Annotated in this window: 17 protein-coding genes; 9 read left to right on the top strand and 8 right to left on the bottom strand. The window is 54.7% G+C overall.

Translation table 11 applies throughout. From position 1 onward, the window contains the following. From ptsP to dcuC, 7 genes are all read right to left on the bottom strand, one after another. Entirely contained in the window at positions 1-2,496 is a 2,496-nt protein-coding gene (ptsP, locus tag ACI2I2_RS18845) for a phosphoenolpyruvate--protein phosphotransferase (RefSeq protein ID WP_404659266.1), read from the bottom strand. A gap of 22 nt (positions 2,497-2,518) precedes the next feature. Next, entirely contained in the window at positions 2,519-3,559 is a 1,041-nt protein-coding gene (gene ypdE, locus ACI2I2_RS18840; protein WP_404659265.1) for an aminopeptidase, read from the bottom strand. After that, complete coding sequence (gene ypdF, locus ACI2I2_RS18835) at positions 3,559-4,644, bottom strand: aminopeptidase (RefSeq protein ID WP_404659264.1); 1,086 nt, start codon at positions 4,642-4,644, stop codon at positions 3,559-3,561. The genes ypdE and ypdF overlap by 1 nt, the downstream gene beginning before the upstream one ends. Positions 4,645-4,657: 13 nt before the next feature. Continuing rightward, entirely contained in the window at positions 4,658-5,908 is a 1,251-nt protein-coding gene (locus tag ACI2I2_RS18830) for a PTS fructose transporter subunit IIC (protein ID WP_404659263.1), read from the bottom strand. A gap of 22 nt (positions 5,909-5,930) precedes the next feature. After that, complete coding sequence (locus tag ACI2I2_RS18825) at positions 5,931-6,257, bottom strand: PTS fructose transporter subunit IIB (RefSeq protein ID WP_404659282.1); 327 nt, start codon at positions 6,255-6,257, stop codon at positions 5,931-5,933. A 203-nt stretch (positions 6,258-6,460) separates the two neighbouring features. Beyond that, entirely contained in the window at positions 6,461-7,267 is an 807-nt protein-coding gene (gene rna / locus ACI2I2_RS18820) for a ribonuclease I (protein WP_404659262.1), read from the bottom strand. 249 nt (positions 7,268-7,516) lie between these two features. After that, on the bottom strand, positions 7,517-8,890 hold the full coding sequence (gene dcuC, locus ACI2I2_RS18815) for an anaerobic C4-dicarboxylate transporter DcuC (RefSeq protein WP_404659261.1): 1,374 nt from the start codon (positions 8,888-8,890) through the stop codon (positions 7,517-7,519). A gap of 345 nt (positions 8,891-9,235) precedes the next feature. Here dcuC and ACI2I2_RS18810 point away from each other — a divergent pair, with 345 nt between their 5' ends. The 7 genes from ACI2I2_RS18810 to cspE all read left to right on the top strand — a co-directional run bounded on the left by ACI2I2_RS18810 (position 9,236) and on the right by cspE (position 16,739). Next, positions 9,236-9,628 carry a DUF2946 domain-containing protein gene (locus tag ACI2I2_RS18810; protein WP_404659260.1) on the top strand — a complete coding sequence of 131 codons (393 nt, stop codon included), beginning with the start codon at positions 9,236-9,238 and terminating at the stop codon, positions 9,626-9,628. Between the two features lie 56 nt (positions 9,629-9,684). Further along, positions 9,685-10,011 carry a copper-binding protein gene (locus tag ACI2I2_RS18805; RefSeq protein ID WP_404659259.1) on the top strand — a complete coding sequence of 109 codons (327 nt, stop codon included), beginning with the start codon at positions 9,685-9,687 and terminating at the stop codon, positions 10,009-10,011. 13 nt (positions 10,012-10,024) lie between these two features. Beyond that, positions 10,025-11,281, top strand: a complete 1,257-nt coding sequence (locus ACI2I2_RS18800) for a TolC family protein (protein ID WP_404659258.1) — start codon at positions 10,025-10,027, stop codon at positions 11,279-11,281. Further along, entirely contained in the window at positions 11,278-12,495 is a 1,218-nt protein-coding gene (locus ACI2I2_RS18795; protein ID WP_404659257.1) for an efflux RND transporter periplasmic adaptor subunit, read from the top strand. The genes ACI2I2_RS18800 and ACI2I2_RS18795 overlap by 4 nt, the downstream gene beginning before the upstream one ends. After that, positions 12,492-15,617 carry an efflux RND transporter permease subunit gene (locus ACI2I2_RS18790; protein WP_404659256.1) on the top strand — a complete coding sequence of 1,042 codons (3,126 nt, stop codon included), beginning with the start codon at positions 12,492-12,494 and terminating at the stop codon, positions 15,615-15,617. The genes ACI2I2_RS18795 and ACI2I2_RS18790 overlap by 4 nt, the downstream gene beginning before the upstream one ends. A 145-nt stretch (positions 15,618-15,762) precedes the next feature. Continuing rightward, positions 15,763-16,338 carry a lipid IV(A) palmitoyltransferase PagP gene (pagP, locus tag ACI2I2_RS18785; RefSeq protein WP_404659255.1) on the top strand — a complete coding sequence of 192 codons (576 nt, stop codon included), beginning with the start codon at positions 15,763-15,765 and terminating at the stop codon, positions 16,336-16,338. 191 nt (positions 16,339-16,529) lie between these two features. After that, the gene (gene cspE, locus ACI2I2_RS18780) at positions 16,530-16,739 is read left to right on the top strand and encodes a transcription antiterminator/RNA stability regulator CspE (protein WP_004100146.1); all 210 of its coding nucleotides are present in this window, start codon (positions 16,530-16,532) and stop codon (positions 16,737-16,739) included. Between the two features lie 56 nt (positions 16,740-16,795). On the opposite strand, the gene crcB is transcribed toward cspE, so the two are convergent. Continuing rightward, positions 16,796-17,173 (bottom strand): fluoride efflux transporter CrcB, encoded by a 378-nt coding sequence (gene crcB, locus ACI2I2_RS18775; RefSeq protein ID WP_404659254.1) that lies wholly within the window; start codon positions 17,171-17,173, stop codon positions 16,796-16,798. 87 nt (positions 17,174-17,260) lie between these two features. Here crcB and ACI2I2_RS18770 point away from each other — a divergent pair, with 87 nt between their 5' ends. Both ACI2I2_RS18770 and tatE read left to right on the top strand, forming a co-directional pair. After that, the gene (locus ACI2I2_RS18770; RefSeq protein ID WP_404659253.1) at positions 17,261-18,049 is read left to right on the top strand and encodes a deaminated glutathione amidase; all 789 of its coding nucleotides are present in this window, start codon (positions 17,261-17,263) and stop codon (positions 18,047-18,049) included. A gap of 127 nt (positions 18,050-18,176) precedes the next feature. Further along, a complete protein-coding gene (gene tatE, locus ACI2I2_RS18765; RefSeq protein ID WP_330984499.1) occupies positions 18,177-18,380 on the top strand; it encodes a twin-arginine translocase subunit TatE in 204 nt (67 codons plus the stop codon). Positions 18,381-18,404 lie beyond the last annotated feature (24 nt).

Genomic DNA, 18,404 nt, shown 5'->3' with positions numbered 1-18,404 from the left:
TCAGAAGCTCAGTTCGGTTTCCAGCAAGGCCAGAATGTCTTGTGCGTCCGTGGCGGCCATCAGCGACTGGCGGAACTGCTTGTTCACCAGTTTGCGCGCCAGCTGCGAAAAGACCTTTACGTGGTTAATCCCTTCGCGTTCACCGAGCGTCAGCATGATAACCAACTCCACTTCGCCCATCTCTGATTGCCAGTCAATCTGCGAGGGCAGGCGAGCAATACTGATACTCGAATGACGTATCCACGCCGATTTGGTGTGCGGAATGGCGACACCAAAGCCCACGCCAGTGGTGACAATCTCTTCACGTTGCCAGATATCTTCCTCAAGCTCTGCCGGTTTATCCGTGCGCCCGGTGACGCACAAATTCCCGCACAGTAGCTGGATAACCTGCTCTTTACGCCACGCTTTCTCAAGAAAGAGAATGTTCTCCAGCGCCAGCAGTGGGCGGGCTTCTTCCTGAGGCGTGAACTCGTTCAGTAACGCTTCTATCTCTTCGGCGCTGCGGCAATCACAGGCTTTATCAGCCAGTGCGCGACAAGCGGCGCTGTCGAGCTGGCGAAGCTGGCTTTTCACTTCCGGAATGCGCGGCCCGCTCATGCTCAGTTCATCTAAACCCAGCCCTAACATTAGCGGCAGATAGCGGGTTTCACCGCCCAGTTCGCCGCAGATGCCGACCCATTTATCATGGCGATGGGCAACGGTCGTTATCTGGCGCAGCATGCGTAAAAACGACGGGGTAATAGGGTTGTACAGCGGGGAGACTCGCGGGTTATTGCGATCCACAGCATACAAATATTGGGTCATATCGTTAGAGCCGATGCTGAAGAAATCGACCTCTTCGCAGAAGTGGTCAATGATGTAGCAGACCGAAGGCACTTCGACCATGATCCCCAACGGCAGGTTATCGGCGTAACGTAATCCTTCCTGCTGAAGCTCGATTTTGACGTCGTTCAGCGTGTTCTTCACCCACAGAATCTGATCGAGACTGTGCACCATGGGGATCATCAAACGGGCATTGCCACAGGTGCCTGCACGTAAAATAGCGCGCAGCTGGGTACGAAATAATCCTGCAAATTCCGGATAAATTCTCACTGCGCGATAACCCAGGAAAGGATTTTCTTCCTGCGGGATATTCAGGTAGTTCAGTTGCTTATCACCGCCAATGTCCATGGTGCGGAAGATAACCGGCTTGTCGCCTGCGGCCATCAGCACCTGCTGATAGGCTTCGAATTGCTCCTGTTCGTCCGGCGGCGTTTGCCTGTCCATATACAGCATTTCGCTGCGGAACAAACCGATGCCTTCCGCACCCAGGCTGAACGCGCCGGGCGCTTCCAGGGCGCTGCCAATATTGGCGGCAATTTCGAGATGATGGCCATCGCGAGAAACGGCGGGCAGCGCCGCGTCACGCCTCTGGCGCTCGCTTCGGGCGTCAGCCAACTGGCGTGCGAGCTGGTAGTACTCTTTGACCGGTTCATCGGGTGCAATGACCAGCACGCCACATTGTCCGTCCAGAATGACCGGCTGATGTTCGAATACGCTAAGTTCTGCCACGCTAAAGCCGTTCAGGACCGGCACTGAAGCGGCGCGAGCCAGGATCAGCGTGTGCGAAGTGCGGCCTGTTTTTTCCAGCACCATGCCTTTGAGCTGCGACAGGTTGAGATTCAGAAACTGGCTCGGCGTCAGGTCTTCGGCGATAAGGATGGTTGGGCGAGTCAGGTGCAGCACGTCCTGGCTGCGGTATTCCGGCCAGGTGATATCCAGCAGCCGTTCACTGATGTCGCGAATGTCGCTGGCGCGTTCGCGCAGATAATCACTGCTTGAAGCCAGCAGTTTGTCGCAAATCGCCTCCATGTTGTCGATGATGGCCGACGCCAGCCCAAGCTGGGTGTCACGCATCAGGCGGCGGATATTGCTGGCAAATTCCTCATCCTGAATCAGCGACAGGTGAGCGCTGAGAATGGTTTTGCTCTCACCGCCAAGTTCGCGCAGCTGGTGGTTGAGGTTGTCGGCCAGCTCAGCAAGGCTGTGTTCAAGGCGAGTCATGTCTTCCGGGCCGGGCGGTATGCTGCGGTAGCGCTCAAGGCTGTCATTCCGCCACACGGTCAGTTCGCCGCTGCCAATTCCTTCGGCCAAAATGCTGCCGGTAAGCAGGTGGGGGCGCAGGCGAGAAAGCGAGCGGGGCAAAGGGTGGGCGACAGGCGCGGAGGCAGCGGGTTGCACGCTGTCGCTATCGATGAATTCTCGGTCGAGATAGTCTTTCAGCACGCGACGCGCTTGCTCTTCATCACTGCCGCTGATTTCCAGCGAGCAGCTGTCGTTAAACAGGGTGCCGGTGCTCACCAGCGCCAGCGAACTTTTACCGTCGGCGTGGGTATTCATGCGGTGATTGATAAAGCGAATGTCGCTGCGCCAGACGCTGCATTGCTCTTTCAGCGCCCAGGCAGGGCGAGCGTGCAGGCCATTGGGCAGCGGGCATAAAAAGTCGAGAGTCAGCATAACGAGTCCTGTAAGCGCAAAATCAGCATCTGAAGTCCGTCAGATGAGAAACGGTTTTGGCATTCACGTTGTGGAGCAGCGCCAGCAGGAGCTGGTGCGTCAGGTCGATATCGTTCGCGTCGGCAATAGACGCCGCACAGTGTCCATGGCGCGTCGGTGGGCCAAGCACGACGGTCGGAATTCCGGTGCCAGAAAGGTGAACAGCACCGCCATCAGTCCCACCATTGCTGAACATATCGCGTTGTAAAGGGATGGCGTGACGAGCGGCGATTTCTTCTACCCAGGCCGTAAGACGAGGTGGGGCGATCAGCGTTTTGTCGTACATCACCAGCATGGGGCCTTCACCGATTTGCCGGTGGTTGTCGCTGCCGAAATCGAAGTTTTTCGCCCAGCAGGCGGTGTCCAGCACGATGGCAAGCTGAGGGTTGATTTTCCGGGTGGCTGTTTGCCCGCCGCGCAGACCCACTTCTTCGCTGGAGCTTGCCACCAGCCAGACTTCAGCATTCAGTGGGGTCTGATGAAGTTCGCGCAACAGGCTGAGCAGCAGATAACAGCCAAGCCTGTCGTCAAATGCTTTCCCCATCACACGCCCGAAGGGGAGTTCACTGAACGGGGTGGCAAACGTCACGCGGTCGCCAGGTTCAATGCCCATGTCGGCAACTTCATCCGCATTGCATGCCCCAACATCGACGCGCAATTTTGTCACCTCGTTGCCCTGACGCTCACCGTCGAGCAGACCCTGAATTTTAGTGCCATTTCGGGTGGTAATACGCACCGGCTGAAGTTCTCGAGCGGCCATGCGCACATTGCCAATGGGAATGACGTCAATTGCGCCCTGCGACGAAATACTGCGCACCATAAACCCGACTTCATCCATGTGCGCGCAGATCATCACTTTTGGCCCGCTGCTTTCGTTGAGGCGAATCAGGGTTGAGCCAAGACCGTCGAACTGGACTTCTTTCCCCAGCGCATCGGCTTCACGCAGCAGAATTTGCCGGACCTCCTGCTCGGAGGCGGCAATCGCATCGGCCTCGCTCAGGGCTTTGAGTAACGCGATATCCATTACGCTTCTCCTGTCATCAGCAGCGTTTTCGGGGTCTGATACAGCACTTCTGCGCCGCTTTCCGTCACCAGCACAACGTCTTCAATGCGCACCCCGCCTTCACCTTCCAGATAGATCCCCGGTTCGACGGTCAGCAGCATGCCTGGCTGTAACAGCGTGGTGTCTGTGGGTGAAAAACGTGGGTTCTCATGCACATCGATACCGATGGCGTGCCCGGTGTTATGTCCGAAATGAGGGCCGTAACCTGCATCGCTAATCAGTGTTCTTGCCGCGTTGTCTACCGTGTGGCATGCCACGCCGGGGCGAATGGCTGCAATTGCCGCCAGCTGTGCGTTCAGTACGGTTTGATAGACCCCGTAGAGCGGTGACTGCTCTGCGTTGGTGTATCGACCCGCAACCAAAAACGTGCGGGTCATGTCGGAGCAATATCCCTGGTATTGCGCGCCAAAATCGAGAGTGACCAGCTCGCCCGCTACAATGACCTTCTCTGAGGCCTTGCCGTGAGGTAGTGCGCCACGTGCGCCGCTGGCCACGATGGTGTCGAAGGAAGGCTTTTCTGCCCCATGTTGTTTCATGTACCACTCCAGCTCGGCGGCAACTTCACGTTCGCGCATGCCGGGCTGGATAAAACGACGGATATGGTCTGCTGTCGCATCGGCTATCCCGCAGGCGACCCGAATCAAGGCGATTTCTTCGGCGCTCTTAATCTGCCGCAGCGAATCCAGCGACGCGCTAACCAGTGTGGGGTGCATTGCAGTCTGCCACTGATTGCCGGTTTGCCAGCTCACCTGGTCACCTTCAAAGCCCAGACGCTGGAGATCTTCCTCTTGCGCCAGTTGGTTAACCACAGAAGACAAAGAGTGTCCGCTGTCCAGCAGATGCAACTGATAGCCTTTCGTTCGGGCAGCCACATCGCTGTAGTAGCGGAATTCCACCAGAATGTGCGCGTGTTGCCGGGTGACAATCACGTAGCCGGAGCTGGTCGCAAAGCCGAAATGCGGCTGCTTGTTTTGTCTGGAAGAGATGATGACCCCATCAAGCTGTTCTGCTTCCAGCCATGCCCGTAACGCTGCCAGTAAAGTCATATCCGTTTTCTCCTTACAGCGTGTCGATAGCCAGTTTGCCGCGTTTGTGCATTGAGTTGCGGATAAGCACCACCAGCAGCGCCGTGATCACCGCGCCTACGGCAATACTCAGCATGTAAGCACCCAGATTGGTCACCAGCGGCCAGGCCCAGATGGCCGATTCAGGGAACCACTGCACGGCACCGAGCGCGGTGGCGGTCATCGCCCCGGCAATGGCGCCAATCATATAAGCCGGAAGGGTAGCGATAGGATTTTCCAGCAGGAACGGAATCGCACCTTCACTGATGCCCATAAACGCGAGGAACATCGCTGTTTTGCCCTGCGGGTAAAGCTGCGGGCTGAACAGACGTTTTCCGGTCAGACGGCGGTCGATAAGTGTCGCAAGGCCCAGACCGATTGGCGGGATAACAATCGCTACTGCACGGGAGGTAATCGGCAGCACATGGTCTGTGGTAAAGCCCAGCGCGACAAAACCAGCTGCTTTGTTGATAGGTCCACCCAGGTCGATGGCTGTTGCGGCGGCCATCCCAACGGCGTAAATCATTGAACCTGCCTGACCTGCAGCCAGCAGTACCGCACGCATGCCTGCGTTCAGCCAGCCACCAATCGGCGTGATGACGTAATACATCGCCAGCATCACAAACAGCGCTGAAAGAATCGGGATCAGGAAGGTGCTTTTAAACGCCAGCAGATACTGTGGTACGGAAATTTTAGTGTTGAGCCACTTCACCAGATAGCCCGCCGCAATGGCGATAATTAGCGCACCGATGAAGGTAGAAGGCACCGGTTTAGTGGCAAGCCAGCTCAGTTTTTCCGGATCGAAATTGAGTACCAGCGTGGGCTGAGTCGCCACCAGGCCGCCAATAAACCCTGCCGGGAACGCCAGCTTGCCGCCGATGGAGTTGGCGACGAAGGCTGAGAACATCGGGATGGCGAAGCTGAAGAGCAAGCCGCCAAATGATTCGGTCAGGTAGCCAAACTTCAGCAGTGAAAGATGGAAGCCAGTGAATTTACCGGAGTTAAGCGCATCCATCATGCCGGTATCAGGCGGGATCTCCAGCCAGACATAAGCGATAAGTTGCGATATGGCGAGGATAACCCCACCCATGATCAACGTCGGCACCATGCGTGAGATGCCGGACATAATGTGCTGCGGGAGCTCTTTCCAGAAGGCCGAACCAGATTCTACAGGCGCTGTTGCCAGCGCAATGGCCTCGCCGTCGGGCGAAGCTGGACGAATGGCGCTGCGTTTTTTAATTGCCATGTCACACCCCTGCTAATGAGGATTATTGTTGTTCTGCGGCGATGAGTTCTTCGATTTCCTTCAGGGTGCCCGCGGCATTCTTGATCGCGTCCTGAAGGGTTATCTCGTACACATCACGCGTTTCGAAACGCTCGTTGTCTTCCGGGGTGATAGCGATGGCGTGAATGATGATATCGGCGGTGGCGATATCTTCCGCCGTCAGGCGGTTCTGGATCCCGTCGGCACCCTGGGTTTCAATTTTGACGTCGTAACCCGCTTCAACAGCGGCATCTTCCAGAGCCTGAGCGGCCATAAAGGTGTGGGCCAGACCCATCGGACAGGCGCAAAGTGCAATCAGTTTCTTGCTCATCATGAATTCCCTCAGTGAATGTCTGCAGCGATTATGGGCAAAGCTCAGCGGGGACTGTTACCAGACAAATGATGCATTTGCTGAAGATTAAAGGCCGTGACGGGGAAATGTGATAAGCATCCGTTTATAAGCAAACAGAATGAAAAACAGGGCGATGGCAGTGTTTTCCGGCGACGTAAGACACATCGCCGGCAGGAACGCCGTTAGTGTCCGGCTTTATCGATGACAAACTGCTGACCGCAGTTGCCTGGGTGTGGCTGCGACAACAGAGAGCCTGCGGTCAGGGGGGCGTTGATGGCGCTGGCTTTAATCGCAATTTGCATTTCGGTCAGGTATGCCGGGTTGCCGTTACAGGTAAGTTTGAACGCTTTTACGCTCTCCTTGCCGTAGCTTTTGGCGACCGCACTGTCGAAGGCACTGCGACTGACGGTTTTGCCGTAATTGTCGGCGAGGAACTTGCCGAGCGTGCTCTGCTTAATTTCGCCATTCAGACGCACCATGGTGCCGAAATAGGCATCCGGATCGAAGCCAAAGCAGACGCCATGTTTGGCGTATTCGTAGCGTTCCAGACAGGAAGTGCCACCGCTGCCTGGCATGACGTTATTGAGTTTGTTTGCCATTTCCAGTGACAACCCGGTTTCTGCCGCAGAGCATTTCCGGTTGGCGCGGGCTTCAGGCATGTTCGGAACAGGGCGCGTGGCACAGCCGTAACGCATCCAGCGGCGGTCATCCACGCCACGGGCCGCGATGGATTTAGGCAAACCCGGCCACAGGCCGTGCACGGTCAGGTAATTGGTTTTGTCGGCTTCATCTTTCTGCAAGCGGCATTCATCGGGCTCGTTACGATTGCGGTCCTGCATGCTTTGGCAAAAGCCGGTCTGCCAGGAAAGCGCCAGCACGTAGCGGTCGAAATCACCGTACTGTGTGGCAGAGAGCGGGTCGGCATGAGTAAGTGGCGCGCACAGCATCAGCGTGGCGGCGCAGGCGGCAGCGATATCCTTCCTGAACATGGTTTTTCCTGATTTTGCTATGGATGTTTCAGGAAACATTAAAGCACAAAAAAGGCGCCCTCAGGCGCCTTTCAAAGTAATGATAAACTTCATGCCAGCAGAGACGGGCAGATATCACCCAATAAATAACAAGGAAAATCAATTTATTGATTTTCGGCTGCTAACCACAAAGAAGGAAAAACCACGCTTTTTCCTTCTTTGTCTGCAATTTAAAGGCGCCCTCAGGCGCCTTTTCGTTACTCCGCGAAATTAATGCACCACGCCTGCGGGCACCATTAATTCCGTGGCGATGATCACGACAATCAGCCCAACCAGCACCGGAACTGAGGTACGTTTCACCACTTCGAAAGGCGAGATTTTTGCCATCCCGGCCACCGCAACCACCACACCGGAAACCGGAGAAATGGTACGACCGAGGTTAGACGCTTGCAGCATCGGAATGGAGAGGTACGCCGGGTTAATGCCGGAGGTGTGCGCCAGTTTCGGGATCATTTCGACAAACGCATAAAACGGCGCGTTACCCGAACCGGTTGTCATCGCCGCGAGCATTGTCAGCACCACCAGAACCAGCATCAGGATGATACTTGCGGAGCCGAACGACGTGGCGATGGAAATCAGGCTGTCGATAAAGCCAATGGTGCTTAAACCCTGGGCGAACACACCCGCGGCGACCAGCAGCATCACTACGCCAGCGAAGGCATCAGCCATGCCGCGATAGGCCACTTCCAGGCCCGAGAAGACTTTCTGCGTATTGAAACCACGACAGAATTCGAGGATCGCCGCCAGCAGCATACAGATAACCAGAATGGTGATGATGTGCAGTTCCGGGCCCCATTTGCCGTCAAAAATCAGCACGCCGATAATCGGGGTGAAAGGCAGGATGGCGTAGAAAGAAGGCGCGGTGGTGGTGATTTCACTGACGTCGAGCATCTCGTGAGAAATGTTCTCTTTTTTATCGAGATAACGTTGCCAGAAGAAGTGCGCGACCGCCATGCAGACGATCGCTGCAATGGAAATCGGCAGCGTCGTTTTAAACGCAAAGTCGATCAGCGGCATTTCGGCGGCTTTCGCAGCCAGCACCACGTCGCCGGAAGTTGGCGATAAAATAATGGCTGCTGGAGAAGCACAAATAGCGGCGGCGGCCCCGCGGCTAATCCCCACGTTCACCATGACCGGGAACAGCGTTGCCATCAGCAGGACGCCCAGCCCGGTGGCGGAAGAAACCGCCAGTGACATCAGGCAGGCCACGAAATAGGCCGCAATCATCAGCAAGTAAGGGGAGTTAATAAAACGCAGCGGTTTGGAGGCGAGTTTCACCACCATGTCGTTGGCACCGATGTGGGTCATGTAGGCAGCAAAACCACACAGCATCATGATCATCATGCCGAGGTCGCCACCGCGGCTCATCAGCAGAATTTTAATGTATTCAACGATGTCCGTGGCGGAGTAGCCGGTGCTACTGGCGCTGGCTGGCAGGATTTTGTGGCCCATAACCGCGCTGGCAATCAGCAGTGCCAGACCGCCCACGAACAGCACGCCCGTGGCTGAATACCCTTTGATGATGTAGCGGGCGACGCCCACAATGACGACGACCCCAATAAGGAGCTCAAACAACGTTAGCATGATGGATTCCTGTTCCTGCAGCCCAAAGAAAAATCTGTCTGAAAGGTAATGTAAAATATGAAGTGTGGAAATGTGCCGAAGAAACGGTCAACGCTTACTGACGAAAATCAATAAACCGCTCACCACACCCCTTTTGAAAATCAAAATAAACACGGCTATCACATTATAACTATTTTCGTGGTGAATAATTGCTAAACGTAATGATGCTGAGATGAAACAAATAAGTTAACAAATATCATCTGTTTTTCATGCTAACCCTCAGAAATGTAAAGAGTTTAAAAAGCGCTTTTCGATCGAAATTAACGCTGCGTATACTCTGGCCACTTTTTCTCTGCGGCATTGCTCATGAACGCTTCCTGGACCTGGCGACTACGTTTCCTGCGTCGGCATCTTACGATGCTGCTGGTGGCGTTTTGCGTGCTGATCCTGCAAAGCCAACTGGCGATTGCTTCTCATCACTGTGAACTGAGCCCGTTGGGCGACAGCGCGATGCTTCAGCATCTGGATCACCAGAGCATGAAGCCAGTCGAGATGAAGACGCCGCTGTGCGAAAAGCATTGTGTGCCGGAAGATGCGCCTAAGCCGTTAGAACAACCACCGCTGATTGCCCTTCCTGCCTCAACCACACTGGCGTTAGTGGACTCGCCCTGTGAAGCGAGAATGACCGCTGACTGGTCGCTGAAACCTCCTGCAGCAGGGCCGCCGGCAACGATCCGTTTTTGCCGGTTCCGTGAATAAAACCTCCTGATAACTCGCTTAATTTTCACCTTATTAACGATTATCTGGAGAACATCATGAAATTTTTACTGCCTCACGCGCTGGTTATAGCGCTGTCTGCCTTCATTTTTATCCCGGCTCAGGCTGCGGAAAATATTCCCTCTGTCACCGCGCCTGTCGCGCAATCCTGGCACGTCAAAGGCACCGTGAAAGCTATCGCACCTGATGCGTTGACGCTTTCTCATGAAGCCGTGCCTGAGCTGCAATGGCCGCCGATGACCATGCCATTCGCTTTGGCGAAAACGCTTGTTCTCCCGGAACTGAACGTAGGCGACCCGGTAGATGTTGACGTCAGTCTGATTGATGGACGTTATGAAATTATCGCGCTGACCGTTCGCCACTAAGCCGGGGATAACCATGAAAAAACACACGCTGAGCCAGTGGCTCGGCGGGGTGCTGCTCGTGCTGTTTCACGCTTCTGCCAGTGCGCAAGCGTGGACGCTCGACCAGACCCTGACCGCTGCCCGTAACTATTCGGCTGAACTTTCAGCCAGCCGTAATGAAGCCAAAGCTCTGGAGTCGATGGCCGATTCGGCCCGCGAGCTCCCCGATCCGAAACTGAAATTCGGCATTGAAAACGTGCCCGTTCAGGGAAGCAATGACGGCCGGTTTACCCGCGAAGGCATGACGATGCAGAAAGTCGGCATTATGCAGCGCTACGTCAGCGAGGAAAAACGCGATCGCAAAGCCCAAACCTTGCAGGCGCAGTCGCAAGGTGTGAATGCTAAAGCGATGACGCTGTTAGCCAATCTTCAACGTGATACCGCACAAGCCTGGCTGGATTTGGCGCTTTCAGAGCAAGCACTAAAAGCAGCCCGCACACTGGTCAAAGAAACTGAAAATCAGCCTGGCGTCCTCAAAGCCAGTGTGGCGGCGGGTTCCTCTGCGCCGGATAGCGTGCTGGCACTGCGCATCAGCCTGAGTGCGATGCGCGATAAGGTCACGTTAGCCGAGCGGGATGTACGCCTGGCGCAGGCTCGATTGCTGCAACTGACAGGCGAATCCGTCACAGCGATTTCCGGCAAGCTCCCTGCCTGGCAGCGCCTGCCTGCGGATGAGAAAACGCTTGAAGAGGGCATCGCGCTTCATCCTGAAGTGATCGCCGCAGCGAAAGAGGCCACTACCGCCAAAGCACGTTCTTCTGAATCCGCTATCTCCGCCATTCCTGATGTGGATGTCGAGGTCTATTACGCTCACCGTTCGGAAGATTATGACGATATGGCGGGCGTGATGTTCACGGTGGATTTGCCGCTGTTTCAGTCCAGACGACAGGACAAAGATCATGCCGCCGATGTCTCCCGCACGATGCAGGCCAACGATCAGCTGGCGTTGACGACCCGGGCGCACACCGCGCAGCTCAGCACATTGGTCGCCGAATATCAGGCAGCGCAAACCCTTTGGTTGCGCCAGCGTGACGAAGTGCTGCCGTTGCAGCAGCAGCGAGTCCGGCTGCTGAATGCGCAGTATCGCTCCGGGCAATCCGACCTTGCTGCGTTGTTAGCGGCTCGTCGGGATTTGCTCGACACCACGCTTGCGACCAGCGAGGCCGAAAAAACCGTCGCCCGTAACTGGGCCGCGATTCGTTACCTGATCCCCCAGGAGACAGCACTGTGAAGACATTGATTCTGACAGCCCTCGCTGTGGCAACGCTTGCCGCGGCTGGCGGGTATTACGCAGGCTCCCTGGGTCATGAAATGCCCACAGAAAGCGCGAAACCTGAACGGCAAGTCCTTTACTGGTACGACCCGATGGTGCCCGGTCAGCGTTTTGATAAGCCGGGAAAATCCCCGTTTATGGACATGCAACTGGTCCCCAAATACGCAGATGAAAATCCGACACAAAGGGGTGTGAGCATCAGCGGGCAGCAACAGCAGAATCTGGGGATGGTGGTGAAACAAGCCCAACTGCGTAGCCTGACGCCGCCATTCCAGGCGTGGGCGACGGTCAGTACCGATGAGCGCAGCTTGCAAACTGTTCCCTCACCGGCGAATGGCGTGGTTGAAAAGCTGTTCGTCCGTGCGCCACAGCAGTGGGTAAAAGCAGGGGAGCCGCTGGCGCAACTGTGGGTTCCGTCATGGACTGCTGCGCAGCAAGAGTATCTGGCGGTACGCCAGTTGGGTGATGCTGCTCTGACTCGCGCTGCTCGCGAAAGGCTGGCGCTGCAATTTATGCCTGACGACATTATCCGTCAGGTGGAGCGAAGCGGTAAGCCGCAGACGCGCTTGACGTTGCGGGCAGACAGCGCGGGCTACGTCGCGAAGCTTGATACCCGTGAAGGCGCTCAGGTCACGGCAACGGCACCGTTGTTTGAACTGGCGACGCTTGACCCAGTCTGGCTGGTGGTGGACTACCCGCAAAGCCAGGCTTCTGTGTTGAACGTGGGAAGTGAAGTGAGTGCGTTCGCAGAAAGCTGGCCCGGTGAAACCTTCAACGGGCGCGTGAGTGAAGTATTGCCGCAGCTGGAAACCACTACCCGAACCCTGAAAGCACGCATCGTGCTGGATAACCCACAGCAGAAACTGAAACCCGGCATGTATGTACGTGTAGCGCTGGCTAAATCACAGCAAGCGGCACCTGTACTGGCGATCCCTGAGGAAGCGCTGATTGCTACCGGTAACGGCAATCGGGTGATTCTCTCAACCGGTGACGGGCATTTCCGTTCAGCAGACGTCACGCCAGGTCTGTCTGCCGACGGCTGGACAGAAATCCGAAGCGGCCTGAAAGCAGGCGACAGCGTAGTGACCTCAGGGCAATTCCTGATTGATTCTGAAGCCAGCTTGCGCAGCGCCTTGCCTGAATCAACGAAACCGACGGAGGGCGCACAATGATAGCTGCCGTGATTCGTGGTGCTTTACGCAACCGCCTGCTGATTATCCTGGCGGCTCTGGGGATGGCAATATGGGGCTGGTGGTCTGTGCAGCGGGCCCCGCTGGATGCGTTGCCTGATCTGTCGGATGTGCAGGTCATCATTCGCGCCAGTTATCCGGGCAAAGCTCCGCAGGTGATTGAAGATCAGGTGACCTGGCCACTGACGACCACCATGCTTTCGGTGCCAGGTGCGAAGACCGTGCGCGGTTTTTCGATGTTCGGAGATGCTTATGTGTATGTGCTTTTCGAAGACGGAACGGACATCTACTGGGCGCGTTCGCGGGTGCTGGAGTATTTAAGTCAGATTCAGTCGCAGCTTCCCGAAGGGGTTAAAGCCGAGTTGGGGCCTGATGCCACGGGCGTTGGCTGGATTTATGAATATGCGCTGGTGGATAAAACAGGCAAGCACAGCCTCGCCGATTTACGGGCGCTTCAGGACTGGACGCTGAAATATGAGCTGAAAACCGTGCCCAATGTGTCGGAGGTCGCCAGCGTCGGCGGTATGGTTCGCCAGTATCAGGTAGTGGTCAATCCGGACAAACTCCGCGCGTATAACGTGACTCATCAGCAACTGGTGGCAGCGCTGAAAGCGGCAAATCAGGAAAGCGGGGGGGCCGTGATTGAAATGGGCGAAGCTGAATACATGGTACGCACCACTGGCTATCTGAAAGGGCTGGATGATTTTCGCCAGGTAGTGATCGCCAGCCGTGAGGGCGTTCCGGTGCTGTTATCCGATGTGGCGACAGTGCAGCTTGGCCCAGAAATCCGCCGTGGGGTGGCTGAGCTTAATGGCGAAGGGGAAGTAGCTGGCGGCATCATTGTGATGCGGTACGGCAAGAATGCGCTGGAAACTCTGCATGCCGTCAAAGCGAAGCTTGCGGAGGTGCAAAAAACGTTGCCGAAAGGTGTGGAGATTGTACCGGTATATGACCGCTCCGGCCTGATTGAACAAGCGGTTGAAACGCTGACGCACAAACTGATTGAAGAGTTTATTGTCGTCGCGCTGGTTTGCACCCTGTTTCTGTTTCACTTCCGTTCGGCGCTGGTGGCGATTGTTTCCCTGCCGCTTGGCGTGCTCGGGGCGTTTATCGTCATGCATTATCAGGGGATCAACGCCAATATCATGTCACTTGGCGGGATTGCGATTGCCATCGGCGCGATGGTGGATGCGGCGATCGTGATGATTGAAAACATGCACAAGGTGCTGGAGAAGTGGCGGCACGAGCATCCTGAACAGCAACCTTCTGGCACTGATTATTGGCAGATTGCTGAGAAAGCGGCGACTGAAGTGGGCCCCGCGCTGTTTTGCAGTCTGCTAATCATCACGTTGTCGTTCATTCCTGTGTTTTCGCTGGAAGCTCAGGAAGGAAAAATGTTTGCGCCTTTGGCCTTCACCAAAACCTGGGCGATGGCGATGGCCGCAGGGCTGGGCATTACGCTGGTGCCGGTGCTAATGGGGTATTTCATCCGTGGCAAAATCCCGGATGAACAGGCTAACCCGATAAACCGGGCGCTGATTCGGGCCTATGAACCGCTGCTCGATAAAGTGTTGGCGCGGCCTAAGACGACGGTGGTGTTGGCTGTTGCCCTGTTAGCGTTAACGCTGTGGCCGCTTAGCCGATTGGGCAGTGAATTCATGCCGCCGCTGGATGAAGGTGACTTGTTGTATATGCCTTCCACGCTGCCGGGGATCTCGGTGCGGGAAGCCAGCCGCCTGCTGCAGCAAACGGACAGGCTGATAAAAACCGTGCCTGAAGTGGCAAGCGTGTTTGGCAAAGCGGGAAGGGCAGACAGCGCGACAGACCCGGCCCCGCTGACGATGCTGGAAACGACCATCCATTTCAAACCGCGCGATCAATGGCGGCCTGGAATGACCACAGCTAAGTTGATTGAAGAACTGGATAAAACTGTACAGGTGCCGGGGATTGCGAACGTGTGGGTTCCACCTATCCGCAATCGGCTGGATATGCTGGCAACCGGCATTAAGAGCCCGATAGGGATCAAGGTGAATGGCAATAATCTTGCGGATATCGAACGGATCGCCCAGGACATTGAACACGTGGTCAAGGATGTGCCGGGCGTGACGTCAGCCCTGGCGGAGCGCCTGTCAGGTGGGCGTTACGTCGATATTGTCATTAACAGGCAGCAGGCCGCTCGTTACGGTGTCTCGGTGACTGAGTTGCAGTCTCTGGTCAGTACGCTGGTGGGCGGGGAAAATGTAGGACAAACGATAGAAGGACGTGAGCATTATCCGATTAATGTGCGCTATCCACGCGACCTGCGCGATAACGTCGACAAACTGCGGCAGTTGCCAGTGCTGACCGCGGGTGGTGGACAAATCACCCTGGGGGAAGTGGCTGATGTGCAGATTGTTGACGGGCCACCGATGCTCAAAAGTGAGAACGCGCGGCTTTCGAACTGGATCTATGTCGATTTACGCGGTCGGGATCTTAAATCAGCCGTGGAGGATATGCAGCAGCGCGTTGCGCAAAAAGTCGTGCTTCCGCAAGGGGTTACGCTGTCGTGGTCTGGGCAGTTTGAATATCTGGAGCGGGCTGCCGCGAAGCTGAAATTAGTGCTTCCAGTCACGCTAATGATTATTTTCGTGCTGCTGTGGCTAACCTTTAGACGTATTTCCGACGTGTTATTGATTATGGGCACATTGCCTTTTTCGCTGATTGGCGGCGTCTGGTTGCTGTGGCTATTGGGATATAATTTATCTGTCGCTAGTGCGGTCGGATTTATAGCGTTAGCCGGAGTGGCCGCAGAGTTTGGCGTTATTATGGTGCTTTATCTGAATTCGGCTATTGACAAATATAAGTCACCACAAGGCTCACTGGATAATAGCCAATTACTGCGTGCCATTCATGAAGGCGCGGTGTTACGTGTCAGGCCAAAAGTCATGACGGTAGCCACGATAATGGCAGGGTTGTTGCCTATCATGTGGGGAAGTGGGACTGGCTCTGAAGTGATGAGCCGCATTGCGGCACCGATGATTGGCGGCATGGTGACGGCGCCTCTGTTATCCATGCTGGTCATTCCCGCGTTGTATAAAATGCTGCACCATAAACGCATTAATTAAAATTCAGATTATTGATAATGATAAACAGCGTCTTAACGGCGCTGTGAATTATCTGAAAAAAGGAATAATCCGCTTTTGTTAAGGTTATATTAATTTTACGATAGTTACTCTGTTCAGGTAAGAACAAATAAGTGGTTAGGGTAACGTGTTAAAATTAAATAAATTTTTACTCTTTGTGTGGGTGTTTTCAGCACAATGGCTGTTTGCGTCTTCTGCGCAGGCAAGCTTTACATCGACGGTGAGCGATGCTTTTTCAACGCTTGGGGATAACATCGCAGAAACCTGGCATACGCCTGAACATTACGATCTTTACGTGCCTGCTATTACGTGGCATGCGCGTTTTGCGTATGACAAAGAGAAAACGGACAAGTACAACGAACGCCCTTGGGGCGCTGGTTTTGGTCAGTCTCGTTGGGATGACAAAGGGAACTGGCATGGCCTGTATCTGATGGCTTTTAAAGATTCCTTCAACAAATGGGAACCGATCGGTGGCTATGGCTGGGAGAAGACCTGGCGGCCGCTAAGCGACGAAAAGTTCCATCTGGGGTTGGGTTACACCGTCGGAGCCACGGCGCGTGATAACTGGAATTACATCCCCATCCCGGTTTTGTTGCCGTTGGCTTCCATCGGTTACGGGCCGGCAACGTTCCAGATGACTTATATTCCAGGCACTTATAACAACGGTAACGTATACTTCGCCTGGATGCGCTTTCAGTTTTAGCGCTCAAAATGACGTACTCAGCGTAGTGGGGCCTGAGCCGTGTTGAAAAACAACGACTAATTCCCGGTTTAACGAAAAATTAGAGACTTTTATCACTTTTTCGTTAAGTTAAGCTGGACAAAAGGCCCCGCAATTGCTGTACTGTTATCCGACACAGCATTTGTGTCCATTTTCATGTAAAGGTAATATTGATGTCTAAGATTAAAGGTAACGTTAAGTGGTTTAATGAGTCCAAAGGCTTTGGTTTCATTACTCCGGAAGATGGCAGCAAAGATGTATTCGTACACTTCTCTGCAATCCAGTCCAACGGTTTCAAAACTCTGGCTGAAGGTCAGCGTGTAGAGTTCGAAATCACTAACGGTGCCAAAGGCCCATCTGCTGCAAACGTAATGCCTATCTAAGCATTTCGACAGTAGAGTACAAAACCCGCTTAAGGCGGGTTTTTTTTGTCCTGAATTCAGCGCGCAGCGGAAAAAATCCAGAAGGCCATCGCCGTCATGGCGAACGATCCCAGCATGTTGACGGCCACGTTCAGCAGCGCCCAGCCAAATCGCCCATCCTGAAGTAAAAACACCACTTCTGCCGAAAAGGTCGAAAACGTCGTTAGCCCACCACAAAAACCTGTCGTGATCAGCAGCTTCCACATTGGGTCGATGTGCGTCATACGATTAAACCACGCAAGCCCGGCACCAATGACAAACGCACCCAGTAAGTTTGCAGTTAGCGTTCCCACGGGAATGGCATGATGCAGAGGGTTAAACCGCATCCCCAACATCCAGCGAGCCACGCTGCCGGTTCCCCCACCAATAAAAACGGCCAAAAGTAGTTGTAACACTGCCAATTCCTGCTATTTGAATAGTGAAAGAAATATCTTAGCGCCGGACATAGCTGAAGGCTATGGTTATAAACAACAGGAGAGCCTATGCGCGTTGCTGCAGGACAATTTGCCGTCACCCCTGACTGGGAGACGAATGCCCAAACTTGCGTGAGCTTGATGCAACAGGCTGCTGCCAATGCTGCGGCTCTGCTGGTGCTTCCTGAGGCGTTACTGGCTCGTGATGATAATGACCCGGATATGTCGGTTAAATCGGCTCAGCCGCTTAGTGGTGGCTTCCTGCGGCTATTGCTTGAGGAGAGCCGCCGTAACGACTTAACCACCATCCTGACGATTCACGTTCCCACGAGCGAAGGCAGAGCGGCGAATACGCTGGTGGCGCTCAGGCGCGGCGAAATAGTGGCGCAATATCAGAAGTTGCATCTTTACGACGCATTCAGCGTGCAGGAGTCAAAACGCGTCGATGCGGGTTCCACGTTGCCCGCGTTGATTGACGTTGGCGGGATGCGAGTCGGGCTGATGACCTGCTACGATTTGCGCTTCCCTGAGCTTGCACTGGCGCTGGCATTGAACGGTGCAGAGGTCATTGTGCTGCCAACAGCCTGGGTTCGCGGGCCGTTAAAAGAGCATCATTGGGCCTCCTTGCTGACGGCCAGAGCGCTGGATACCACTTGCTACTTTGTCGCAGCAGGCGAATGTGGCAATAAAAACATCGGTCAAAGCAAAATCATTGATCCGTTGGGCGTGACGCTTGCGGGCGCTGGAAGCTCACCGCAGATTATCTATGCTGAGATCAGCAAGGACTCATTACAGGAAATTCGCTCGCAATTGCCGGTGTTAAACAACCGTCGCTTTGCGCCACCGCAAATTATGTGATGTTTTTTTAATCAATGCTTGATTCACCTTGTTACAGATTGCTATTGTGTGCCGTCGCGAAATGACCGTTAATTAGCTACGGTTTTGATGGCGCGTTTTGTAGCCTGTTTTAATGAAGAAGGTATCTATGGGTGAGATTAGTATTACCAAGCTGCTGGTGGTTGCCGCACTGATCGTGCTGGTGTTCGGTACCAAGAAACTGCGTACCCTCGGCGGTGACCTGGGGTCAGCGATCAAAGGCTTTAAGAAAGCCATGAACGACGACGACACCACGGCGAAAAAGAGCGCTGAAGACGACGTTCCAGCGGAAAAGCTCTCTCATAAAGAGTAAGGCGCGTTTCAAAACGACCAGTGG

The sequence above is a fragment of the Scandinavium sp. NPDC088450 genome, from assembly GCF_044900545.1.
Classification (GTDB): Bacteria; Pseudomonadota; Gammaproteobacteria; order Enterobacterales; family Enterobacteriaceae; genus Scandinavium.
The sequence above is the reverse complement of the archived record's forward strand: the minus strand, read 5'-3'. Positions and strand labels throughout refer to the sequence as shown.